General features: G+C 52.6%; 21 protein-coding genes and 1 riboswitch. Of the genes, 2 read left to right on the top strand and 19 right to left on the bottom strand.

The window, feature by feature from the left end:
• Positions 1 to 121: 121 nt before the first annotated feature.
• From ACYQ15_RS03755 to ACYQ15_RS03715, 9 genes are all read right to left on the bottom strand, one after another.
• Positions 122 to 1,705 carry a KamA family radical SAM protein gene (locus ACYQ15_RS03755; protein ID WP_459936190.1) on the bottom strand — a complete coding sequence of 528 codons (1,584 nt, stop codon included), beginning with the start codon at positions 1,703 to 1,705 and terminating at the stop codon, positions 122 to 124.
• A complete protein-coding gene (locus tag ACYQ15_RS03750) occupies positions 1,702 to 3,132 on the bottom strand; it encodes an ATP-grasp domain-containing protein (protein WP_459936189.1) in 1,431 nt (476 codons plus the stop codon). The genes ACYQ15_RS03755 and ACYQ15_RS03750 overlap by 4 nt, the downstream gene beginning before the upstream one ends.
• A gap of 229 nt (positions 3,133 to 3,361) precedes the next feature.
• Complete coding sequence (gene thyX / locus ACYQ15_RS03745; protein WP_459936188.1) at positions 3,362 to 4,132, bottom strand: FAD-dependent thymidylate synthase; 771 nt, start codon at positions 4,130 to 4,132, stop codon at positions 3,362 to 3,364.
• A 128-nt stretch (positions 4,133 to 4,260) separates the two neighbouring features.
• Entirely contained in the window at positions 4,261 to 5,274 is a 1,014-nt protein-coding gene (gene ruvB, locus ACYQ15_RS03740; protein WP_459936187.1) for a Holliday junction branch migration DNA helicase RuvB, read from the bottom strand.
• A 102-nt stretch (positions 5,275 to 5,376) separates the two neighbouring features.
• Positions 5,377 to 6,504, bottom strand: a complete 1,128-nt coding sequence (locus ACYQ15_RS03735) for a glycosyltransferase family 2 protein (RefSeq protein ID WP_459936186.1) — start codon at positions 6,502 to 6,504, stop codon at positions 5,377 to 5,379.
• 71 nt (positions 6,505 to 6,575) lie between these two features.
• Entirely contained in the window at positions 6,576 to 7,184 is a 609-nt protein-coding gene (gene ruvA / locus ACYQ15_RS03730) for a Holliday junction branch migration protein RuvA (RefSeq protein ID WP_459936185.1), read from the bottom strand.
• 280 nt (positions 7,185 to 7,464) lie between these two features.
• Positions 7,465 to 8,004 (bottom strand): crossover junction endodeoxyribonuclease RuvC, encoded by a 540-nt coding sequence (ruvC, locus tag ACYQ15_RS03725; RefSeq protein ID WP_459936184.1) that lies wholly within the window; start codon positions 8,002 to 8,004, stop codon positions 7,465 to 7,467.
• 5 nt (positions 8,005 to 8,009) lie between these two features.
• Positions 8,010 to 8,753: a YebC/PmpR family DNA-binding transcriptional regulator gene (locus ACYQ15_RS03720; RefSeq protein WP_459936183.1), complete on the bottom strand. Its 744-nt coding sequence runs from the start codon at positions 8,751 to 8,753 to the stop codon at positions 8,010 to 8,012.
• Positions 8,754 to 8,802: 49 nt separating this feature from the next.
• A complete protein-coding gene (locus ACYQ15_RS03715) occupies positions 8,803 to 9,390 on the bottom strand; it encodes an RlmE family RNA methyltransferase (protein WP_459936182.1) in 588 nt (195 codons plus the stop codon).
• A gap of 359 nt (positions 9,391 to 9,749) precedes the next feature.
• Between ACYQ15_RS03715 and ACYQ15_RS03710 the strand changes: the two genes are divergently transcribed.
• A complete protein-coding gene (locus tag ACYQ15_RS03710; protein ID WP_459936181.1) occupies positions 9,750 to 11,306 on the top strand; it encodes a glycosyltransferase family protein in 1,557 nt (518 codons plus the stop codon).
• 72 nt (positions 11,307 to 11,378) lie between these two features.
• Here the strand turns inward: ACYQ15_RS03710 and uxx1 are convergent, their stop codons facing one another.
• Complete coding sequence (gene uxx1 / locus ACYQ15_RS03705) at positions 11,379 to 11,579, bottom strand: UXX-star selenoprotein family 1 (RefSeq protein WP_459936180.1); 201 nt, start codon at positions 11,577 to 11,579, stop codon at positions 11,379 to 11,381.
• 1,178 nt (positions 11,580 to 12,757) lie between these two features.
• On the opposite strand from uxx1, the gene ACYQ15_RS03700 reads away from it, so the two are divergent.
• Positions 12,758 to 14,959 (top strand): bifunctional alpha,alpha-trehalose-phosphate synthase (UDP-forming)/trehalose-phosphatase, encoded by a 2,202-nt coding sequence (locus tag ACYQ15_RS03700; protein ID WP_459936179.1) that lies wholly within the window; start codon positions 12,758 to 12,760, stop codon positions 14,957 to 14,959.
• A 205-nt stretch (positions 14,960 to 15,164) separates the two neighbouring features.
• On the opposite strand, the gene ACYQ15_RS03695 is transcribed toward ACYQ15_RS03700, so the two are convergent.
• The 9 genes from ACYQ15_RS03695 to ACYQ15_RS03655 form a co-directional block, all read right to left on the bottom strand.
• Positions 15,165 to 15,704 (bottom strand): Uma2 family endonuclease, encoded by a 540-nt coding sequence (locus ACYQ15_RS03695; RefSeq protein WP_459936178.1) that lies wholly within the window; start codon positions 15,702 to 15,704, stop codon positions 15,165 to 15,167.
• A 276-nt stretch (positions 15,705 to 15,980) separates the two neighbouring features.
• Positions 15,981 to 17,159, bottom strand: a complete 1,179-nt coding sequence (locus ACYQ15_RS03690; protein WP_459936177.1) for a pilus assembly PilX family protein — start codon at positions 17,157 to 17,159, stop codon at positions 15,981 to 15,983.
• Between the two features lie 20 nt (positions 17,160 to 17,179).
• On the bottom strand, positions 17,180 to 17,647 hold the full coding sequence (locus ACYQ15_RS03685; RefSeq protein WP_459936176.1) for a PilW family protein: 468 nt from the start codon (positions 17,645 to 17,647) through the stop codon (positions 17,180 to 17,182).
• A gap of 6 nt (positions 17,648 to 17,653) precedes the next feature.
• Positions 17,654 to 18,034, bottom strand: coding sequence for a hypothetical protein (locus tag ACYQ15_RS03680; RefSeq protein ID WP_459936175.1), 381 nt, complete (start codon positions 18,032 to 18,034; stop codon positions 17,654 to 17,656).
• On the bottom strand, positions 18,031 to 18,498 hold the full coding sequence (locus tag ACYQ15_RS03675) for a GspH/FimT family pseudopilin (RefSeq protein ID WP_459936174.1): 468 nt from the start codon (positions 18,496 to 18,498) through the stop codon (positions 18,031 to 18,033). Before ACYQ15_RS03675 ends, ACYQ15_RS03680 begins: the two co-directional genes overlap by 4 nt.
• 34 nt (positions 18,499 to 18,532) lie before the next feature.
• Complete coding sequence (locus ACYQ15_RS03670; RefSeq protein WP_459936173.1) at positions 18,533 to 19,120, bottom strand: GspH/FimT family pseudopilin; 588 nt, start codon at positions 19,118 to 19,120, stop codon at positions 18,533 to 18,535.
• A 237-nt stretch (positions 19,121 to 19,357) separates the two neighbouring features.
• A riboswitch (cyclic di-GMP riboswitch) is annotated at positions 19,358 to 19,449 on the bottom strand.
• A gap of 285 nt (positions 19,450 to 19,734) precedes the next feature.
• Complete coding sequence (locus ACYQ15_RS03665) at positions 19,735 to 20,871, bottom strand: GGDEF domain-containing protein (protein ID WP_459936172.1); 1,137 nt, start codon at positions 20,869 to 20,871, stop codon at positions 19,735 to 19,737.
• A gap of 287 nt (positions 20,872 to 21,158) precedes the next feature.
• Positions 21,159 to 22,700, bottom strand: coding sequence for an ATP-binding protein (locus ACYQ15_RS03660; RefSeq protein WP_459936171.1), 1,542 nt, complete (start codon positions 22,698 to 22,700; stop codon positions 21,159 to 21,161).
• Between the two features lie 229 nt (positions 22,701 to 22,929).
• Positions 22,930 to 24,480 carry an ATP-binding protein gene (locus tag ACYQ15_RS03655; RefSeq protein WP_459936170.1) on the bottom strand — a complete coding sequence of 517 codons (1,551 nt, stop codon included), beginning with the start codon at positions 24,478 to 24,480 and terminating at the stop codon, positions 22,930 to 22,932.
• Positions 24,481 to 24,636 lie beyond the last annotated feature (156 nt).

The raw sequence follows: 24,636 nt of genomic DNA, 5'->3' as shown, positions 1-24,636 counted from the left end.
GCCGGTAAAAGTCAGTTTTCGGATGGTGGCAGGCATGGCCTGGATTCCCACCTTCGCGGGAATGACTTTTTAATGCCGTCTCCGAATCTGTGATGTGTTGAGTAGCAATAGCTGAACAAAGTTACTCTTCGTATTTTCCGAATCCGAAATCGGTGCGGGCGTATTCCTTGGGATCCGCGTCCGGATACATAACCCGTTCTCCGCTCCAGGGCTTTTGCACCCGGATATTTCCGTCCTTGCGTCCGAGAAGGTTCGTTTTGTGCAGCGGAATCTTGCCGCCTGCGGTGGCGATGTACCGGGGGATCGCATCTCCGGAGATATTTCCGTACATGCTTTCGATGATTTCCTGCCCCACGGCGACGGGAACCCGCAGATGCGCGAACTGGGGATTGCGGTAGCTGCAATTGAAGACATAGTACGGCCGCACATAGGCCTCCTGAATGGTTTCGCACAGTTTCCACATCTTCACACGGGTATCGTTGATGCCTTTGAGCAGCACAGCCTGGTTCATGACCGCGGTCACACGCTTGGAGATGGACTTGAACGCGGCCTTGGAAACCGGCGTGATCTCACGGGCCGTGTTGATCTGAGTAACGACCCGAACCGGCTTGCGGTCGTTGCTGGCTTCCAGAATGTCCAGCAATTCGTCGTCCACCCGCTGGGGCGTGGTCACCGGGATGCGGGTGCCCAGCCGCTTCATCCGGACGTGGTCAATGGCGTCCAGTTCACCCAGAAGCCATTCCAGCATGCTGTTGGGCAGAACCAGGCTGTCCCCACCGGTGACCAGCACGTCACGGATTTCCGGATTGGCGCGGATATAGTCCAGGGCTTCGCCGTAGGCTTCCTTGCTGTAAATGCGGTCTTTGCCGCCGATGTGGGCGATGCGCAGACAGTGGGTGCAGTACATGGCGCACATGTTCGTGGCCTTGATGGTCACCACCCGGGGATAGAACTGGTCGATCAGACGGGCCGGAGAGTGATCCGCGGCCACCGGAGGAATCTCCACTCCCGCATTGTCCACCATTTCGCCGGTGGGCACGGCCTGAAGCAGAACGGGGTCGTTGAACTCTCCGGGAAAGATGAGACCGGCATAGTAGGGAGTCATGCGCATCCGGTAGGTCTGCGTCACCCGACGCACATCCTCGACGGCTTTCTCCGGCAACCCGATCAATTCGGCCAATGCGTCCACGGATTCAATGGCATAGCGAAGCTGCCCGGAATAGGAGTTCCAGTCCTCGTCGCGCATCTTGAGCTGCTTCTTGATGCGGTCCTGATTCTCCACAATTCGGTCCCAGCTCTCGATGCCGCTGGGCGCTTCGAGAACGTGCCGTTCCAGATAGTCGGCGATCCGGGATTTGGCTTCCCGAACTATGGGCAAGGCCTTGCCCACGCGTCCGCCCACGGTCACTCCATGCTCGTCCAGCTTCTGATGTTTTTCCGCCAACTCCAGCAGTTCTTCCCTGGAAAAGCCCAGATGTTCCGGGGTCAGACCGTAGTCCTCGTGAGCATCGTTCAGGGCTGAGAATAAATCGACCACGGCGCCGATGCGCTGCTCCGCATGTGCCCGCTCCTTGAGCAGGGCCATGTTTTTGCGAAGCTCAGCGCGAAGATCATCCGAAGCATTGGCTTCAAGCGTTGCATCAAAAAGTTCTTCCAGAAGTTCCTCTGTAAACGGATCCAGTGCGTGTCCACCTTCTGAGTTCATTTGCCGTCACCCTCGGAGATTGATGTTTTCTGTATGGTGTCAAATATGGACTCCTTGAGGCGCTGAATGCCCTGCCGGATGTCCTCCTCTAACTGCGCACGGCTGTGACCCACCGCCACAACCCGTCCCAGAAATGTGCCGGGCTGAACGGATAGTTTGCTGCCAACATGCTCGACAACGATCACGCCGTGAGCTTGGGCGTCCGCCACCACCTGCCGGAACAGGGTCCGTTCGTCCTCGTCCACGGGCACGATCTGGCAAGTCTCCGCTTCCTGATCCAGCTTGTAGTTGTAAGTCCGCCAGCACAAGCTGCCCAGGGCTTCCGAGATTTCAACCATGTTCTCCGGGAAGCGGTTGTGCATCACGGCGTAGTACTCCAACTCCAGCAGTCCCGGCGTCTCCGGCGGAAGCGCATTCTCCAGGGTACAGCACATTTCCATGGTCGTGCCCTGCTTGCGGGCATTGACTTCAACAAAATAAATCCGGCCCTGGGCATCCACTACATAATCGCATCCAAAAATGCCCCGGTAGCCGCTTCGCCCCATGGCCCTACCGATCCGGCGCGTTATCTCCCGCAACTCCTTCTGCAAGGGAGCCGGAAGCGCGGACGGAAACGTCGATCCGCGGAACATGTTGCCGTTTTGGATTTCCTGATCCGCAATCGCGGCAATGAAGACATCCGCGGCATTGGCCACAACCCCCAGGACAGTGGGATCGTCTTGATGCGGAATATAGCGGCTGATGAAAAACTTGCCCCTGAGATGCCCCGCCTTGACCTCGATCTCTTCCTGGTTCGTGGCGAGAAAGCTGTTCACGCCGGCCGCGGAATACGGCTGGCTGACGAAAATACCGTCCGTCCATTCCTCCCAGAGTCCTCTTGTCGTTTCCAGCATCTGATCGGCATCCGCGCAAACCCGGTAGTTGATCAAGGGTGCTGTTTCCTTGAGCATCTGGAGCTGGTAGAGCTTGTTGTTCCAAATGTTGGATATGTGGCCGCTGGGACCGAGAATGCGTACCCCTGGAATGAGGGCCAGAGTCAATTCGGGAACGGACTCGAAGACATGGATGAAGACGTGTCCCTGCTTGTCCAGCAACTGTTGAATCAGGTTGTTCACCGTGGAGGAGGCGGAGACAAGAGAGGCGAAGGTGCGGGGAGCGATCCGGAAACTGACCTTGCGCCCCTTGGCTCGCATCAGTTCTCTGGCCATGGGGTTGATGACCAGGGTGTTCTTATGGGGATAGGATTCAAGAACATCCGGAAGGATGGAGATGAAGTCGAAGGACTGCCCGTGAATCTTGGTCAGGGTTTCCTTGACGAACTGATTCAGGCAGTCGGTTTTCAACTCCCCGATATAGAGGAAATAGAAAATATCGGGATCAAGTTTGACATCCGCAAAGAAGACGTCGCTCCCGTCATCCATGAACATAGCCTTGTCCTCCGAAACATGTGGATGCAAAGATAAACCCGGTAGGCCTTTCTTCAGGAGAGGTCAATATTCATCCTGTAGAATCTCAAACTGCTCAAAAAATCGTGGCGATGAGCTTTCCTGTTCAAGGATTCCACCTACGCAGAGTATCGCTGGGTCCACGCTCCAGCCGGAACCTGGTACGGTATACCTAACACCGCTGCCGCACTGGGGTGTGGCGCTCCCGGTGTTAAGAATCATGCAGCCTCGCATCATCATCTTCGTGCCTTGCGGGCTTTTTCCGAGGATAGCGTCCGCACGTGAACCGTTCCCCTTCGGGGCAGTATCCCAGGGATTCGCAACGCGCACCGGCGGTATCGAAAACCACTGGCAATTGTTCGCGGCAGATCGCGAGCATCTGCCGCGCCAGGGCCCGGATTTCCCATTGGGCCCGCTCGCAACAACGCAAGGCAAAAAAATGCAGCAGGCTGCGACAATTCATGGTCAGGACGATTTTGCTTTCCGCGGCCTGGGGCAGCACGAAGCGAGCGTCCTCGTTGGCCTTGGCGCCCTTGCGGCCATGCTCCTGCAGCAATGCGCGCAACTGTGCATAGGTCTCTGCGGTCTGCCGCATGAAGGACTCGAAAAGCTTTTTGGCTTCCGGGATCCTGGCAATCTGGGGAGGCAAAACGTACTCAAACCCGCTTTCGTTCACATAGCGCTGGCTCTGCTGGGAATAGGACGCCAGCCGGTGACGTACCAACTGATGGGTCAAGGCGCGAGAAACACCTTCCACGGCAAAGGTGAAGCCGACGTGTTCGATGGGGCTGTGGTGGCCGGATTCCATGATGCTCGACACAAACTCGGCCTGTTCCTGTGCGGGCAGTTCCCCGTTCAACAGCTTGGGCCACAGATCCCCGGCGTAACCAGGGCTGTAGCACTGCCGAAAGGCGGCATAGATCAGGGCCAAGGCATCCGGGGTCACGGCGAGAAGGCGAACTTGAAGCTGGGTTTGAGGCATGAATTGAGGGGAAGCAGTTAGGGTTTTTGGAGTTTTTGTTTCGATTTCGATTGCGATTTCGATTTCGATTGCGATTTCGATTTCGATTGCGATTTCGATTATGTTTTCATGTTTACCCGTTCTGGGGGCTAATCCAGATCCAGGGGGAGTTGTTGCTGGGCGGCGAATGATGGAGGTATGCGGAGCTTCAGGTGGGCAAAAGCTCGGGGAGTGGCGACTCTGCCCCGGGCAGTGCGTTTCAGGAAGCCGCATTGGATCAGGTACGGCTCGTAGATATCCTCGATGGTCCGAACTTCCTCGGAGCAGGCCACGGCCAGGGTTTTCACTCCCACCGGACCGCCCTGAAAATGGTTGATCAGGGTCGTCAATATCCGGCGATCCATCTGGTCCAGGCCATGGGCGTCCACATCCATGCGCGCCAAGGCGTTATGGGCCAAATCGGCATCAATGCGCTGTCCGCCCTGAACCGCGGCAAAATCGCGCACCCGGCGCAGCAGGCGATTGGCGATCCTGGGCGTTCCCCGGGCGCGGCGACCAATTTCCAGCGCGCCGTCGTCCGTGATCGGAGCGTTCAGCAGCACCGCCGCCCGACGGATGATGGCCGCCAGTTCGTTCTCATTATAATAATTCAAGCGGCATATTACGCCGAACCGATCCCGTAATGGAGACGTCAACAATCCGATCCGGGTCGTGGCGCCGACCAGGGTGAAGGGCTCCAGGTCGATCTTCACGGTTCGTGCCCCGGGTCCCTGGCCGATGATCAGATCCAGCTTGAAATCTTCCATGGCCGGATAGAGAATTTCCTCTACGCTGGGCGGCATGCGATGGATCTCGTCGATGAACAGGAGGTCATGGCGGCCGAGATTGGTGACAATGGCCGCCAGGTCGCCGCTACGTTCCAGCACCGGCCCGGAGGTGGTCACCAGGTTCACGCCCATCTCATTGGCCATGATCTGGGCCAGGGTGGTCTTGCCCAGACCCGGCGGGCCATAGAACAGCGTATGATCCAGAGCCTGACCGCGTTCCCGGGCCGCCTGCAGAAACACCCGCAGGTTGTCCCGCAGATCCTCCTGGCCAATAAAATCACCCAGCCGTTTCGGCCGAATGGTCTCTTCGATGGGCAAGGATTGTTCCTGGGTCATTGGTGTCTCGACTATACAATACAGTATAAATCATATAAAAAATACTTAACACAACCTGCAGGGCAAACAAATTTCAAAAAAAGTGGTATAACAGTATTATAGTTACGTTCCAATCTGATCCACAATAGACCTTTGTTGCTCTTTGAGCCCCATACAATTATAAACATGAATAAGCTGTTGATATGCTAATTTCACAATTTCTGGGAAATTGTTGAAATAGATCATAACTTTTTGAATCGTGAGAAACGATTTTTCAAATTCACCCTCCGAAGCATATATCCTTGTGAGTGCGAAGTACAAGAAAGGATCTTTTTTATAGCGAAGAGATTCATTTATTATAGAAATTGCCCCTTTCGTATCACCAAAAGAAATCTTCTTTTCAATCCTCCTCATAATATCATCACTTTTGACATTTTTCACGGACTCGATCTTTTCTTGTATAAACTTAGGACCTTCACATGAAAATTTTTTGTAAATATTCATAAATTTTCTAATTGAGAAATCTTCATAACCGAAATTATTCACTTGTCTATAAAAAATATTTATATCATAACCTTTTGAATTTTTTATTGGCGTTGCATAGCCTCTTGAAATTTTAGATTCAAAATCTTGTTGTGATTTATAATAATAATGATTTAATTGAACATATTCAGTAGAATGATATGATCTTGGACCAATTATTGGTATATAATGTTCATTGACACAATAATGATCATTTTTGTATAAAAAATGATGTGGCGAAGAAACGCTTTTTACCTTTTCCCCACATACAATACTTTTTATCAAATTATGATTACTTACAACATTAGTGTATGAATAAAAAACACTCTCTTTTGGTCGAGAGATGTGACCACTAGATCCAAAGATTTTCCAACTTACACCAAGTGCAGCATAGAGTTCATAATTTTCCAACAAAACTTTCACATCTTTTGTTTTTTTTAAGACAATATATTCATCTATGTCGATAAAACATATCCATTTGGCTATTTTTGAATACTCTTTTATAAACGAAGCATAAGCTGTCAATTGGGGATACTCAATATCATTGATTTCAAATACCTGGACAAGCTGCAAATCAATATATTCAGCAAGTAAACCAGCAAGAGGGATCTTACTATTATTGTCAAATAGATATACTTTTTCAAAACCTATTGCAAAATGAAAATCCAACCAATCAATTATAAAATTCTCTTCATCCCTTGCTATAGCACAAATCACAGCATAATCCATGCAACGATCCTCGTAATTTGTCCACAAAAATCCGAAACCAAAAAATAGCTTCTTGACTAGCCTAACGAATCTCAAGACTTTAGCAGCGCAATCCGCTTGAGGACAACGCGGATCACCTCGCCGGGGTCCAGGTCCGGTTCCTCGCGGAGCGCTTCATCCATCAGCGGGGCGACTTCGGCTTCGGCATATCCGAGGTTTGTCAGGCCGGCCAGGATATCTCCCCTGACCCAAGAGGAACCTTGTGCCGATTCCCCCGCCTTCGGGCTCGTGGGCAGGATCTTCAATTTGTCCTGCAGTTCCAGTAGAATGCGTTGCGCGGTTTTCTGACCGATCCCTGGTACCTTGGAAAAGGTGTAACTGTCCTGCTTGGCCACGGTGTCGCGCAGCGAGTTCAGGTCGAAGTGGGACAGGATGGCCAGGGCCGTCTTCGGTCCGAGCTTGGATATTCCCAGCATGACCTCGAATGCCGACCGCTCCTCCCAGCTTGCGAATCCGTAAAGTTCCAGCGCATCCTCACGCACCAGGGTGAATACGTAATATGCCGCCTCATCCCCGGTTGCGCCCATGCTCCGGATCTCCCGCACCGGCAAAACCAGGGAATACCCCACGCCCCCTGGAGTCATCAGGATGCAGCCCTTGGGAGTTTTATGAAATATTTTGCCTTGCAGGAATCCAATCATCAAATTTTTCCAATTTTACCCAATCAAAAATCTGGTCGAAATCGCAATCGAAATCGCAATCGAAATCGAACCAATTTCTTAGCTAATCAAGCAACGCGCTGGTTACCGCCTTCATGAATATGCCAGATCCGAAACGCATGGTGAAGCAAGCAAATCATTCAACCGAGGCGGGGATCCTGTGCCTGAGTGGTCATATGCTCTCGATTGCGATTTCGATTTCGATTGCGATTTCGAGAAGTGGCATTGGGGATCATCCGAGTGAAAGAGATCAAGTCCTGGATCAGGGTCCCGGTTGGGTGCACTTTGCCAGCCGCAGAAAACGCTGCTGATTGACATGGCAGATGGCCACGGCCAGGGCGTCGCTGGCGTCCAGGGCCCAGTCCGGTTTTGTCACGCCCAGCAGCCGGGCCGTCATGAAGGCCACTTGCGATTTTTCGGCCCGGCCCACGCCGACAATGCTCTTCTTGATCATGGTCGGCGCGTAGCTGAATACCGGAACCCGGCCCTGGGCGCAGGCGGCGATGGCTACGCCGCGAGCCTGGCCGAGTTTGAGCGCGGATGAGGGGTTGAGGGCCTGAAACACGCTTTCGATGGCGCTCTGCGCCGGCTGGTGCAGAGCGATGATTTCGCTGAGCCGATGAAAAATTTCACCCAACCGGATATCCATGTCCGCATCCGATCCGGTCCGGATAACGCCTGCTTCCACCAGAGAGAGCGAACCCGAGATTTCGCGGATCAGGCCAAACCCGGTGACCCGGGAGCCCGGATCAATTCCCAGAATGATCAGGCAGGCCTCCCGGCTTTCGGCCAACACGAGCAACGCATCTATTCATCCTGCATCAGCTCTTCCGGAAAATCGCAATTGACATAAACGTCCTGGACATCGTCGTAATCTTCCAGAGCTTCCATCAGCCGGATGATCTTCCGGCCGGTCTCCACATCCACGGGAACCAAGTTCTGCGGGACCATGGTCACCTCTTCGCTCTCGGCGGAAAATCCTGCCGCGGCATAGGCCTCCTGAACGGCCTGGAAGTTTTCCTGCGTGGTGCTGACCTCCCACATGTCCCCGTCATCCCGGATGTCCTCCACTCCAGCCTCCAGCCCGGCTTCCAGCAGCTGCTCTTCGGTGTACGATTCCTTGGCAAAGGAGAACAGTCCTTTTTTGTCAAACATCCAGGCGACACAGCCGGATTCGCCCAGGTTGCCGCCGTTCTTGGAAAAAATATGGCGGATATCCGCCACGGTCCGATTCCGGTTGTCGGTGGCCGCGTCCACGAGAATGGCCACTCCGCCTGGACCATAGCCCTCGTAGGTGATTTCATCCAGAGCTTCGCCGCCCAGTTCGCCGGTTCCTTTTTTCAGGGCCGTGTCGATCTTGTCCTTGGGCAGGTTCACGGCTTTGGCCGCGGCAATGGCCGAACGCAGCCGGGCGTTGATGTCCGGATCACCGCCGCCCTGCTTTGCCGCGAGCATGATCTCCTTGGTCACCTTGGTGAAGACTTTGCCCTTTTTCTTGTCCTGCACGGATTTGCGGGCCTGAATATTCTTCCATTTACTGTGTCCAGCCATTGTGATTCCTTGTTGTTTTTTGGACGACAACCCCGCCGCAAGCCAGAACCTACTTCTTGCCCATGGCGATATAGAACATTTCCTTGCTTTCCGCTCGAGAACTTTTGGGTTTGAAGCCCTGAACCTTGGCAAACGACTTGCGCATTTCGTCCAGGAGCTGCTTGGCTTCCTGGGCTTCAAAAAACTTGACCACGAAAGAACCGCCCTTTATCAAGCATTCTCGGCATAGAGCAAGAGCCTGGTGAGCCAAATCCAGGGACCGGGCCTGATCCGTGAACCGGATGCCGGTGGTTTGCGGAGCCATGTCGCTCAGAATGACGTCAAAGGGCGCCGTGTCCATGATCAACCGATAGCCTTCCCCGGACTCGTCAAAAATGTCGCCCTGCATGAAATGGGCTTGGGCCGGCAGTTCAATGCCCAAAGGCTTCAGATCCAGAGCCAGAAGCCTGCCCCCCGGACCGACCTTCTGGGCCGCGTACAAGGACCAGGATCCCGGAGACGCGCCCAGATCCAGAACCTTTTGACCGGGTTGCAGCAACTTGAAACGCTTATCCGCCTCCTTCAGCTTGTACACCGAACGAGCCGGATAATTGTCCTGCTTGGCCTTTTGAAAGTAGTGATCTCTGTATATTTTCATCAGAAAAAAATCGTAATTGAGCGAGTAAAAACGGACTGGCTACCACGTCTTCACGGGTATGACTGACTCGGAGATTTCATTGAAAAACAAGTTATTCCCCCGAAGGCAGGAATCCAGATCATGCTTGCCACAAGTTCTTGAAAAAATATCTTTTTCCCGCCCAAGCTGAGTAGTGCGACTCATCGCGAAGAGCATTGGCAGTGAGTCGGGATTCAAGGGCTGGAACAACACATAAAACCGACAAGTCCTCCCACGGTGCGGCGCAACACCCTAACCGAAAGCAGGCATAAGGCCAAGTCGTGACGTCTCTTCAAAATAAACGCCCGCGGCGGCTTCGGGTAATCGATCAGCTGGGACGGATGAAGTCGCTCCCAGACGGGCCGGAACAATACCGGTTGCTTCGCGAAGGCGGGGAATACGGCGTGCTTCTCCTCGGCCTGGGACCCAATCCCCGTATCCCGTTACAAATCATTGCCGGCCGCTCTGATGACGTCCTTTACCTGGAAGCCCCGGAATTCCTTGACCAGCTTCCGGTATCGCGTAAATCCGAAATCCCGAGTCATTGGCGACCTATCAGTTCTGAAGCGCTTGCCGATGAAAAAATTCGCAACCGCGCCATCCTGTTCTATCAACCAAATCTCCATCTTTTTCCGGATTTCTGGGCTCCCGCCGTGGCATTTCTGAGGCACGGGCCTAACATGTCCGCTCCCAGTCTCAGGGAACGGGACACGGTCTGGATGCCGACTTCGGAACATGGCCTGCTGGCCAGAGAACTAACCCAGGCATTTGCGAACACCGGCCTGCGGGTTCGGGCATTACCGGAAAAACTGCTTCCCACAGAGCTGGAGGCCGATTTACGTCAGTCATCTCCAGAGTTGTTTTTCAGCGTCAACTTTCGCGGACTGGACCCGTATGGCCAGAATTACGAATTCCTGGCAACCTGCAAAGCACCGGTTGCCGTTTGGTGCGTGGACAACCCCTTCCACCTGCTGACCGGAATCCAGTCCGGTTTCTGGCGCAAATGCATCCTCTTCGTGACCGACGACTGGTTCATTCCCCGGCTTCGCGAGCTGGGCGCGCAACATGTCGTTCATCTCCCCCTGGCCGCGGCGCCGAATTTTTTTGAACCCGCTGTTGAAGCTGCCACCTTGAACGGCCAGCCTTATCCCGGACAGAATGCCTCCGGCACAGCCAATTTGATATTGCCAGACGGCAGCCTTGCAAGCCGGACGATTTTTGTCGGCCGCTCCTCCTTCCCAGGAAAAAATGCTTTTTTTGCTGGATGCTCTGTTGCTCCCGACCTGCGGCAACAGGTCAGCAACGAAATCTCCCGGGGAAGCAGGCCGGACTTCTCCTGGTGGTGGGATCGTTTGCGGAACCCGCCTCTCTGGCCGGGCCGGGCAGTTCGAAATGTGGGATATGCCGCGGAAGAAAGCAGTCAAATGCATCGCACCGTGCATCTCCAGGCCGTGAACCTGGAGGCACGACTGACGGTCTTTGGCGACCAGGACTGGCACGCCCTGCTGCCCGACCTGAAGGATATTCGTCCGGGAGTGGATTACTACGGACCGCTGCCCCGGATCTATCGCCAGGCCCGCTGCACCCTGAACCTGACCAGCCTCCTTCTCCCCCACGGCCTGACCCAGCGTCACTTCGACGTCTGGGCAGCCGACGGATTCCTGCTTTCCGACGCAACCCCGGGCCTGTCGATTTTCGATCAGGAGCTGGTCCGGGAAATCAGCTTCAACTCACCGAAAAACCTGGTTGCCCTTCTGACCCGACTGGACCTGGATTCCCGCCTGGCGGACCACCTGCGGCATGACTGGAAAAAACTCATCCTTGATGCACACACCTATGATCATCGTATTGAAACCATCATGCAGGCAGTATCAAAATTTGGTATTCAACCAAATTAGCAGCCGGCAGCGGCAGGATTACCTCCTGCTCACTGTCGGCAATATTTCGGCAACCGCCGAAAACTATACTCCTCAGGTCCCCCCAAACCCAACCTCAACCTTGCCGTCGACAACTATGACCGGCACCTTGCGCTGACCTTTGCTGAGAACGAGCATTTCATCCAGCCGACCAGAGTCCGCCTTCACATCGTGATACACATGTCCAGGATGCGCCTCCCGGGCGCGATTCGTGTAGGGTCACCCCTGCTTGCCGAAAATAACGGTCTTGTTCATAACCTGCCTCCTGACGGATAAAGGTTGACGGAAACGGGTAACACTGCAACGACATTTTGGAAAAATAACCGACATCGCTGGAGATTTAACCACGGGGATCACGGGGGGCACGAGGAACATATTTTGCCAAAACCCCTCCGAAGGAGGGGAATTTAAAACCACCCCGCCCTACGGGCACCCCTCCGAAGGAGGGGAATTTATAACCCCCCGCCCTACGGGCACGGGGACAAGGATTCCCCTCCACTGGAGGGGTGGCAGGCGAAGCCTGACGGGGTGGTGGCCTGACGGGGTGGTGCTATGGAAGTACGAAACGCTACATGTCCCTGCCACTAAACCACCCCGCCCTACGGGCACCCCTCCGAAGGAGGGGAATTTATAACCCCCCGCCCTACGGGCACCCCTCCGAAGGAGGGGAATTTAAAACCCCCCGCCCTACGGGCACCCCTCCGAAGGAGGGGAATTTAAAACCCCCCGCCCTACGGGCACCCCTCCGAAGGAGGGGAATTTAAAACCCCCCGCCCTACGGGCACCCCTCCGAAGGAGGGGAATTTATAACCCCCCGCCCTACGGGCACCCCTCCGAAGGAGGGGAATTTAAAACCCCCCGCCCTACGGGCACCCCTCCGAAGGAGGGGAATTTAAAACCCCCCGCCCTACGGGCACCCCTCCGAAGGAGGGGAATTAAAAACCACCCCGCCCTACGGACATCCCTCCGAAGGAGGGGAATTTACCCCCCCCCCGCCCTACGGGCACCCCTCCGAAGGAGGGGAATTAAAAACCACCCCGCCCTACGGGCATCCCTCCGAAGGAGGGGAATTTACCCCCCCCCCCGCCCTACGGGCACCCCTCCGAAGGAGGGGAATTTAAACCACCCCGCCCTACGGGCACGGGGACAAGGATTCCCCTCCACTGGAGGGGTGGCAGGCGAAGCCTGACGGGGTGGTGGCCTGTCGGGGTGGTGCTATGGAAGTACGAAACACTACATGTCCCTGCCGTGTCGCTGTAGTTACAAATGATAACTGATAACTGATACTGATAATAGCTAACGGACACCAAATTTGACATCCACCTCATTCCTAAGTCAATCTTACGAACAAGATTCAATTCATGCACAGCGCCTGAAGCCTTCCCGACAATCTCGCCACCCCAGATCAGTGAAAAGCAGCGAAGGAGCATCCTATGCGTTTGGTTATTGTTTCGAACAGATTGCCCATCAGTCTTCAGGAGGAGAACGGCAAGATCGTGGCCAAGGAATCCGTGGGCGGTCTGGCCACGGGATTGAATTCGTACCTGGACTCACTGAGCCAGGATTCCCAGTTCAGCGGAGATCCCTTGTGGATTGGCTGGCCGGGCATGTATCTGGACGACCCGGACCGATTCGATTTCTCATCGCGGATCATGGGCAAGTTTCGAATCTGCCCGGTCAATCTGACCGCCGTCCAGATGGACAGCTTTTATCTCGGATTCTGCAATTCCACCTTATGGCCTTTGTTTCACTACTTTCCTTCGTATGTCGAGTTTGATGAAAGCTCATGGGACAGCTACGTGGAGGTGAACGACATCTTTCGGCAGGTTGTCGAATCCGTTTTGCAGCCGGACGACGTGGTCTGGGTACACGACTACCAGATCATGCTCCTGCCGGAGATGATCCGCCAAAATCGACCGGATGTAACCATCGGCTACTTTCTGCACATTCCTTTTCCGTCCTATGAGATCTTCCGGCTGTTGCCCAGCATCTGGCGGACCCGTCTGCTGCAGGGTCTTCTCGGATCAGACATGGTCGGTTTCCACACCTATGATTATACCCAACATTTTCTGCGCAGCGTCTCCGCCATTCTCGGCCTGGAACACAATCTGGGCAAAATCATGGTCGGCGATCGTCTGGCCAGAGTGGATACCTTCCCCATGGGCATCGATTACCAAAAATACGCCCTGGCGGCCAAGGACGAGCGCACGCAGACCGAGAAACAGGAACTGCGCCAAGCCTTTGGCTCGGTCAAAATCATGCTCTCCATCGACCGATTGGACTACAGCAAAGGCATTGCCAACCGGTTGCAGGGCTATGAAAAATTTCTGGAGTTGTACCCCCAGTGGCATGAGCGGGTGATCCTGATGCTTGTGGTCGTGCCCTCCCGCACGGGAGTCGGCAAATATCAGGAAATGAAAAAACAGATCGACGAACTGGTGGGAGCGATCAACGGTCGCTTCGGCAAGCTGAACTGGACCCCGATCATCTACCAGTACACCACCTATCCTCTGCGCGAACTGACCATGCTCTACGATACCAGCGACGTGGCGCTGGTCACGCCGCTGCGTGACGGGATGAACCTGATCGCCAAGGAGTACATCGCCGCCAAGACCGAAAACAAGGGCGTGCTCGTGCTCAGCGAAACCGCGGGCGCGGCCATTGAATTGGGAGAAACCCTGATCGTCAACGCCAACAGCGTTCAGGATATCGCCGAAACCATTCTGAAGGCACTGGAAACGCCGGAGGAGGAACAAGGCCGCATCATGACCCTGCTCAAGGACCGCATGAAGCGCTTTGACGTCAATCACTGGGCTGAAGACTTCATGAATTCACTGCTTCTGATCAAGTCCGAGCAGGAACGGATGGAATCCACCTTCATCAACACCGAGAGCGCCCAGGAAGTGGTGCAGCGCTTCAAGACGGCGCACAGCAGACTGCTCCTGCTGGACTACGACGGCACCCTGGTTCCGTTTCACAATGCCCCTTCCATGGCCTGCCCTTCCGAGGATGTTCGGAAAACCTTGAACTCCCTGACCTACATGCCCAACACGCAGGTGGTCATTCTCAGCGGCCGCAACAAGCACAACCTGGAACACTGCCTGACCGATCCTCCCGTTGCTCTGGTTGCTGAGCACGGAGTCTGGATCCGGGAGATCGGAGAGGATTGGCAGATGATCCGCCCCCTGCTCAATGACTGGAAAGAGCAGATTCGGCCCATTCTGGATCGTTTCAGCTCTCGGGTGCCGGGCACCTTCACCGAGGACAAGGATTTTTCCATGGCCTGGCACTACCGGCAGGCAGACCGGAACCTCGGCGCTCAGCGTGCCCGGGAATTGGCTGAAACCTTGCGGGTTCTGGCATCCAATGTGGGTATTCAGGTCCTGCAGAGTCCCATGGTGGTCGAGGTGCGCAGCGCCGGGATCAGCAAGGCCGTTGCGGCCATGCATTTTGCGGGCAAGCAACAATGGGATTTCATTCTGGCCATGGGGGACGCAGAAAGCGACGAGGAAATGTTCAAAACCCTGCCGGACCACGCAATAACCATCCGCGTCGGCCACGACCTCTCCCACGCCACCTACAACGTCCGTAATCCGAGGGCGGCGGGGGTTTTATTGAAGAATTTTACATTGTAGCGAGGAAAACCACCCCGCCCTTCGGGCACCCCTCCAAAGGAGGGGAATTTATAACACCCCGCCCTTGGCGCACGGGTCAAGAATTCCCCTCCTTTGGAGGGGTGGCAGGCGAAGCCTGACGGGGTGGTGCCGAGGCCTGACGGGGTGGTGCATATGAGAAGTACGAAACGCTACATGTTTCCGTCATTACTCATGGAAATCCATCCTACCGCCAGATGAACCCGAAATCAAAGTCAAAGGCGCATTTGCTCAATTCGAACAACAGCGTTTCCCTGGAAAAGTCGCCGACCTTGCGGTACAGCCCATCCACCAGCCGATAAACCTTGGCTTTGCGCTTGTCCGGGTAGACCAGCACAAAATGGAGCACGCCCTCGTGCTGATACAGCTCATGCTTGAGCAACTCATCACGGCGGGCGCTGGATTTGGACACCACCTCGAAAACCAGTTCCGGCGCCCTGGTCAAGCGGTCATCTTCCGGCTCATAACAGATCACCATGCAGTCCGGCCGGACCACGGTGTCCTCGGACAGCTCCACGTCCGTCTCGAAAACGGCATGACAGTCGGGGCATTTATCCAGCATCTCGTCCAGCAGACGGGCAATAGACAGAACGACACGTTGGTGGGTGAATGTCGGCGAAGGCGTCATGGCATGAGGGGCTCCATGAATCAGCTCCCAGTCGCCCTGCCATTGGCGGTAGTCGGAGACGGAGTAACGTTCGGTGTAGAGTTCAGGGTTGACGACCATGACATTACCCTCTTGATAGATGATGGCGGTTATTCAGAATCGTTTTTTCTCAGACTGGACTGATGGAAGATTAACTGGGAGCATTACGTTTTCTGAAAAACGGGCTTGAGAGAGATCAGAGACAGGGAAAACCTTTTTTTTGCAATATTGCCCCATTTGGGACATTCTTCACCATTCCAATTAACATTAGAGTGACAATTTTTAGAATGCGCAATATGCGCAATGCTTTCAGAAAAGAAGCCAAGCAATGGCCTGATCTTTTTTAATCTATTAATATTACATAACCAAACTCATATCAGCCCAACTGACAAGAACAACAGCTTTATACCTGGGAATATAAATGTTATCCATTGGCTTTCTATTATCAAATTTTAAATTTCCAGGAAGTGTGACATTAGGTTCTGGATTAAGATCTGTTTCAAAATCTCCTGAGGTTACAACCGATCCATACAATTTATTTTTTCCGTTGTGTCTAAATTCTCCATTTGACCAGAATACTCCAGCTGCATCATCTTGGCCATTAAAATTAATGCTCTTATCTGCAATAATTAAATTGTTTACAGTTTCAAGACTCCATTGTGTCTGGCTACTAAAAGTCACACTTCCCTTCGCAACTATTGTGGTGTTTGAGATAATACATTTATGACAAGAAAAATCTCCAAAAGTAAAAATTACACGATCAGTTAAATCCACTATATCATTGCCTTGGCCGTAACTTATACTAGCAGGTGGATCAATATTATCATTATATTCTTTAGCAATATTTTCAAAATATTGAAATATATCTTCAGTAACTTTTGGTATAACCATTTTTTCAGAAATTTCTTTAACTTCACCAGTTACTGTAATATTCGGATTTATGTCAGGGATTGAACCATATGCGGTTACAGATCCATGCAATGTGACATCTGTAGACCCTTGAGCTGTTTGCGTTATCCCTTTGTTAGCATGCATTGAACCATAAAACATATTAATATGGCCACTAATATTAATCTTATTTTCCGATACAATTCCGTGTGTAAATATATCGACAATTCTTGTCTCATAATCGTAACATGCCCTAATTTTTGCATTAGAATTTCTTAAACCCTTTCCAAAACTATAAAAACATTTATCACCAGAATCTTCAAAATAGAAATCAAATCCATCTGGAGAATTATATACAGTTACATCAATTGTTTTTGAATCATCGTTATTAATATCAATTTGAATCATTTCCATAGCATACTTAACACCAGCATCAGCATTATAAAAAGCTATCTTTGATGTCTTGTAATTAGAAGAAATAAGGTTTTCGATGTTTGAAATATTCGCTGCGGTTATACCTAAAAAAGTCATCACCGCAAGAAATAGCAACACAGTGATTAATGCAACACCTCTTTCAGAATCAAATCTAAAATTTAAAAAAAAACTAGACATGAATCCGAAAGTAAACTTATTGTTGATAGCTTTCATATTTCACCTTTGATCACATATCATCGCAAATTTCTTGGTCTAACAGTTGATTCCAAAGTGATTTTTGCTTCATTACCTGTATTAGGAAGTTTCCTTTCTGTTTCTGCTTTTATTTTGACTAAAAACATATTTCCAACATTTACAACCTCGAAACACGTAATGTTATTCGTGTAAGGTTGATTTTTATACCGAAATACGGAATTCACTAAATCAAAGCTATGGTTTTGACCATCTATATCTGTTAAACTGACAACATGTTCGCACTCATCTTCAGGATCTATCACAGGGGCAGTGCTATTGCTATTCCTCAGGATTCTGACAACAAAATCCATGGTACCCCTAGCATTGTTTTGCATACCAATAATTTGATTATGTACCACATATTGCTTGTATTCTGAAATAAAAAAAGACACCAATGATCCCATAAAAATTCCGAAAATAACAATTGAGATTAACACCTCAACCAATGAAAAGCCTTTGTTGTTCATAAGTCCCTATTTAGATCTTAAAATACTTCTAACAGTGACATTGTACTTTGACCAATTAACACTGACTTCAACCACTTTCAGATTCATATCATCAATTTTATTAACATTCTTCGTCCAAATATATCTGTTATCCCCACAATCTCCACTACTATTCCCAACTGGAATAGAAGATAAAGAGCTTTGATATACAATTTCTTCCAATTCTTCTAAAATTTGCTCTGCACAAATCGTGGCTTCGGTGACTCTTTGGGCGGAGATTGTGGCCATCAATGTCGAATTTTTCAACTTTGAAAGAGCAAATAACGCAACAACCATAATCAAAATAGCAAACAACAGTTCAAGAATGGTAAATCCTTCTACAATTTTGTTATCATTATTTTTTTTCATTGAATTACGCCAATATTTCCGAAAGAATAAATTATAAAATGTCTGTAATCGCCTGCCAACTCAATCTGGATAGTTGCATTAGTTGAGTTGTGAATAAGTACGGATGTGTTGCTGTTGAATGTTATTGAATTTGAAGAAGTGTTTAACGAAATCCCTTTGTATTCACTTGCCAAATCTCTCTCAAATGCTTTATCATTATTTTCAGAAATATAAAAATGATATCCTGTAGAAGTAAACAAAACATGGATTGGATTATTTTTCTTGATAGCCATCATTCTGGCATGCTGCATATCGCTCCAAACCACCCTTGCAGCTCCATTCAAACGGGATTTATCGATCATGTTCATCCGCGGCAAAGCAATGGCGAACAAGGTGGCCATCATGGCGATAACCACAAGAAGTTCAACCAGACCAACTCCATTCTGATTATAGGCATTTTTCGGAGATGTTTTTTCTGAACACATCAATTAAATTTTCCTAGTCAGTGCTTATCCTGAGCTAAATACATGTAGTTTTATCAGTCCTTACTCGACCTGTTCTGGCGATGACAATCTTAATGCCCCGCGCTTGTCGACATAGCGTAAGGGTTCCTGCCTGAAATGCTCCAGTCACAGACAGCGTGGTTCCCTTTCCAACATAGGAGATGTAATTGCGTACAGGCGTGTTGCCAACCAATGTGGAGCCCCCATCCAACGCTATTCGTCTCTTGAGAATATACGCTGCATCTGCTACTTGACCAGTGTTTTCGACATCTACAAAAATAATCCACCCCTGATCCCAGTTGCCGCTGGTTACGCAATCCACCCCATCTGCACTCTTGCAGATGGTTATTCTCTGATTTCTTTTGATCGCCTCGCTCCGGGCATAATTTAAATTGGATAAAAACTCGTGAGCCTGCGTGGCAACGCTGGCACTTTGTAACACCCCGGCCACATGTGGTGCACTGATCGCCATAAGCAACAAGCCAATCGCCATGACGATAATAACCTCAAAAAATGTCAAGCCTGAAGATCTATTCCCACCCCGCCGCTTAACCTCTTTGATCTGGCGGCGATCGTCCCCTTTCGCGAATGGATCCTTGTCCACTTGATTGCCCCCTTATCTTGCTTGATTACATCAAGGACAGATATCAAGTGACACGAAATTCATCAATACCAGAAAAAAAGGCTATTGATGACTATCTGAATCTAATTAGTACGTCGTGTACTTTATCAAGCTGAGGTAACACGAAAGTGGACAAGGCAATTACTACAAAACCAGGGCGGATATCGGGAGGGAAAGATAAAGAAGGATTGGTGACAGGCTTTGAGAACCAACCCCCTGTCCGGCATCCCCGCTACCCTATTCTGCCGTGGCAAAACGTAGGCCGGTGGCTTTGCGTCGCATCCTTTCGGAGTGCTTTGCCCTTGTCAGACATTTGGATAAACAGTAACTCGCTCAAATATGATTGTCCAGTATTTCTTTCTTTGCCGCGGCAACTATCTCACAATTTGTCTACAGTGGGCCTTTGCCCAGAAAATTGCTCCATCAATTTCGGCTCACGCCTTTTCACCAATATCCCTGTTCTCCAGACAACCAAAATCAAAATGGGAGCCAAAGCTCCCATTGTTATCATCTCGCCACCAGGCTGGAATAGCACCGCATCTCACCAGTTGGCCCACCTTGGGTTTGCGGTTGGCGATCGGCCTCCTTGATGTGCCTCAGCATGCTGCTCTGGCCTGCCCCGGAACCGCTCCCATGGCCCGGCAACCACCCTGGCGCTTGGCTGCGTAGAGGGCCTGGTCCGCTGCTTCAAGCAAGTCTTCGGGTTTGGTCATGGACGCTCGGGCCTGGGCAAAGCCGATGCTCACCGGCCCCTCCCAGATGACCACCCGATCCGCGTTGCGGTAGACCTTGTCCGCGTCCAGAATTTTCTTCGCCACCAGAGCCGCGTCTTCTTCCGGACAATTGGGACAGATCACCAGAAACTCATCCCCGCCAAGGCGGCAGACGATGTCGTCGGTCCGCACGGCCTCCCGAAGAGCAACGGCCAAGAAACGCAGCAGGTCGTCCCCAACGGCATGGCCGTGGATGTCGTTGACCTGCTTGAACTTGTCGGCATCCAGCAGAAGGATGGAAAAATTGAAGCCCTTCTCCGCCGCCTCGGCCCAAAGATTACCCAGCAACGACATGGCAAAACGTCGGTTGGGCAGGCCGGTCAGCTCGTCATGCACGGCCAAGGCCTGCAACTGGCGATTGGCCTGCTTCAACTCGGCCGTGCGCTCTTCGACAAGCTGCTCCAGATTGCTGTTGAGCCGGCGCAATTCCAGGTTGCGCTGGGAAACCGTCCTGAACAGCCCCTTCAAGGCGGTGAGCAGCGGTTCAGTGCCGCTCTGGTCATCATCGGCTTCGGCCAGGTAAACCTCTTCCGCGTCCTGACCTGCCTGCACTGCCCGGACCTGCCTGGCCATTCCCTGGTCAACGCCGAGTATGTGGTAGGCCAGCCAGTCCACCAGATAGCCCAGCATCTGTTCCGTCTCCTCAGGCGAAAAAACACCAGCCCTGTCCTCCAGCAATGCGGCCTCATCTACAAATGTCTTATGCAGTCCCTGGTGATACCGGATATAGGCCGGGGCCAGACCGACTGACTGTATCATGGCCTCCTCGTCCCTGAAATGAATGCGGGTGTAGTCCAGCATGGCCTTGCAGGCCGCTTTCAGCCTTTCAGGGTCAAACTGCTCGTTTTTCAAGGCCACTTCGCCGACATCATTGATCAGATCCACCAGTTTCTGATGTTGATCATCCACCATGGATATGCCCACCAGAAACGACTCGGTCCAGTTGAAAACTTTGGTCATGCGTCCTCCTCCGATAATGGCTGCGTCATTTCGCAATATGGTTGCCAGGCGGGAGAGACCAGGACAAGATCCTCTTTTCCATAAGGCCGGCGAATTAAAATCACGCGGAACACCTGGCACCTTCACCCGGCCCGCGCGCCGGAGTGACTGAAGCAGGGCCTTCCCGCAAGTCACACTGGCGCCGGCCGGGGTCCATGCGAAGCAGCCCGGAGTTGTTGAGCAGTTACGGGAATGCTTGGTAATATCCGGACATCATGTAACATCTATTCCATCTTAATCAACGCCCTTTACGCCATTTCCCAGGCAAAACCGGCTATATTGCGCTTCTGGGGCTCGAACTCCACGCCGACGAGATGGACCATGACGCCCGGTGTCTTGTACTTGTCCGCGTAGCGCTTTTGCCTGATCTGCTCAAGGGCGGCCCCGGGTTGGACGCCTGGACCAATGACCTTGAACTCGAAGATGAAGATCTTGTCCTCCAGCTTGATCGTCATGTCGATGCGCCCCAGGCTGTTGGCGTCCTCCGGAATGACCTCCAGGCCCAGGGCGGCGAAATAGCAATAGAAGATGGACGAATAATAGCCATCATACCCGGCCAGTTGGTTCTTGCGGTACCAGTCCGCGGGAATGGAGGAGAAAAAGGCATGGAACACGTCCCGCAACCCGTCCAGGTCTGATTCGGCCAGGGCGTCATATGCCGCGAACTTGGCCGCTTCCGAGGCCGCTAGGACACCGGTCAGGTGCGGCAACAAGGCGTCCGTCAGGCTCTGCTTGACCTCCAGGTTGGGATATCCCAGCGTAAAACGCCGTGTCCCGGCCACCTGGCGCACGGTCTTGATAGACAGATAGCCGGTCTGGAACAGCAGGGTTTCCACATCAATGCGCTCCACGTCGAAACTGCCCAGGAGCTTCTCGCTGGCCGTCAATTCTTCCAGGGCCGGGATGTTGTACTTTCCTTCTTGCAGCAGCTTGACCAGAAACGTCGGTGTCCCGGTTTCGAACCAGTAGGGCCGGAACTCCCGCGAGTCGAGATAGAGCAGGATGTCAAACGGATTGTAGACCTCCTCGCCCAGCCAGTTGTACCCATTGTACCAAAGCCGGACCTGTTCCAGATCCACGCCATGCAGGCGATCGGCGAAAACGCTTTCCAGCTCGTCCTGGGTGTAGCCGCAGATGGCGGAATAGCGCTCGTCAATGGTGATGTCCTTCAGGTTGTTCAGCCCGCTGAACAGGGAAACCTTGCTGAACTTGGACACCCCGGTGATGAATACGAACCGCAGATAAGGGTCGGCGTCCTTGATGACCGAATAATAGTTCTTCAGCTCATCCCGGATGGCCGCGGCCATTTCCGGCTTCTCGATGTTGTCCAGGATCGGCTTGTCGTACTCATCCACCAGCACGACCACCTTCTGATTGTACTTGTCATGCAGGGTCTGGATCAGTTCGGCAAAACGGCCCTGCCGACTGTGTTTACCGAAGGTCAGGTCGAAGGCCCTCTGATGATCGTACAAAATCTCGTCAAAGATGACTTGAAGCTCTTCGACGCTCTTGGCCACTCCCGTCCCGAAACTGAGGTGCACCACGGGATGCACCGCGTCCCAGTTCCAGTGATTTTCCAGGTACAGACCCTGGAACAGCTTTCTCTTGCCCTGGTACGCTGCCTTGATGGTGCTCACGAAAAGGCTCTTCCCGAAGCGCCTGGGCCGGGAGAGGAAGTAGTACGAGCCGCTTTGCGCCAATTCATGGATGAAGGCTGTCTTGTCGACGTAATATTGATCATCTTCGATAATCTTATCAAAGGACTGAATGCCGATAGGCAGTTTCTTCATGCGCAACGCCTCCCGTAAAAGCTTGGCTTGCTTGTATTCATGCATGAAACCAGTAAGGAATCATAGAGTGGCACCTCGGACCGAATGCCCGATCTGAGTCAACGATCTGAATCAATCCGGCCCGTGGATGTTTCCAGGCTCCCCGAAAGTTTGAACGGACAGCATGAATCGCAGGCCCACATGCGAACAGATGTCATAACCTCCAAACCCGAACCTGACCCCGGTCGTCTCACGCCATTTGCTCCCACTCGAAGCTGACGATATTGCGCGCCTCCCGCTCGAACTCCACGCCAATCAGATAGACGGCCTCGGCGCCGGCCCGGTATTTGTCCGCGTAGCCCTTGCGCTTGATCTGCTCCAGGGCGCTGCCCGGGGTCTGGTCAAGGTCCGTGACCTTGAATTCAAAGACATAGGCCCGGTTTTCGAAGAGCACGGCCATGTCCATGCGCCCGTGGTTGGTGGACTCTTCGGGGCGGGTGTCCAGGCCCAGGCCGGCGAAGTAGCAGTAGAGCACCGAACAGTAGTAGCCTTCGTAGGCGGCCAGGTTGTTCTTGCGGTACCAGTCATGGGGAATGGATGCGAACACGGCGTGAAAAACCGCCCGCAGATCGTCCACTTGGCCATGGCGGAGGGCGTTGACCACGGTACGCATGGATTTCTTCATTTCCACAGGCTGCTGGGTGAAGAAGTTCAGCAGGTACTCGGTGAAGCTTTTTTTCACCTCATGGTTGGGGTAGTTCAGGCGGTACAGAACCTCGCCGGGCAGGATTTCCTCCTGCCCGGTGATGGTCAGATAACCGGCCTGGAACAGCAAGGTTTCGGGAAAAATGGACTCCACGTCAAAACTGCCCAGCAGTTCAGGACCGATCTCGATCCGCTCAATGGATGGAATGTCGTACCGCCGGGACATGAGCAGGCGGATCAGGAATTCCGGAGTTGCCGTTTCAAACCAGTAGTTCCGCAACAGACCTTCCCGCAGATAACTGAGCAGACTGAACGGGTTGTAGACCTTCTCTCCCAGCCAGGAATAGCCGTTGTACCAGCGCCGGATTTCATCACGATCCTTGCCGTGCAGGTGTTCGGCAAAGGTGGCGGTCAACTCGGCTTCGGTCCAGCCGCAGATGGCGGCGTAACGCGGAGACAGCGTAATGTCCGTGAGGTTGTTCAAGCCGGAAAACAGGCTGACCTTGGAGAATTTGGATACGCCGGTCAGGAAGACGAACTGGAGATGGGCGTCGCTGTCCTTGATCACGGAATAGAAATTTTTCAAGCCCTTCCGGACCATGGCGACTTTTTCCGGCTCGGTGATGTTGTCCAGAATGGGCTTGTCGTACTCGTCCACGAGGACGACCACGCGCTGACCGTGCTTTTGCGCGGCAAGGCGGATCAATTCGCTGAAACAGCCGGCAATGTCCTCGGGGGCGGTGCATTCGACGCCCAGGGCCTGCTGGTTGACCCGCAAAATATCCATGAGCCGACGATCCAGTTCCTGACGGTCGCCAATCTCACCTTTGCCCAGGGATACGCTGATCACCGGATGCCGCGTCCCCCAGTCCCAGCGGTCCTCCAACCACAACCCCCGAAACAGCTCCCGATTGCCTTCGAAGGCTTCCTTGAGCGTGTCCACGAACAGGGACTTGCCGAAGCGCCGGGGACGGGAAAGAAAGTAGTATTTTCCGGTATCAGCCAGTTCATGAACAAACCTGGTTTTGTCCACGTAGGCGTAGCCTTGGATGATGATTTCATTCAGGTTCGCGATGCCAAGGGGCAGTTTTTTCATGACGCGCCTCGCAAGAGTGAAATGGAGTGGGCTGATGAGGGAGAATAATCCGCAACTTCCGATGTTGCCCGCGGATACCGCGCCCTACTGGGGTGCGGCGGTCCCAGACTGTCCTTATCGCGGATATCCATGATAAAACCGGGAACGCTCACATTC

It is taken from the genome of Desulfonatronum parangueonense, from assembly GCF_054656975.1.
Note: the sequence above shows the minus strand (reverse complement) of the source record. Positions and strands in the feature narration are given on the sequence as shown.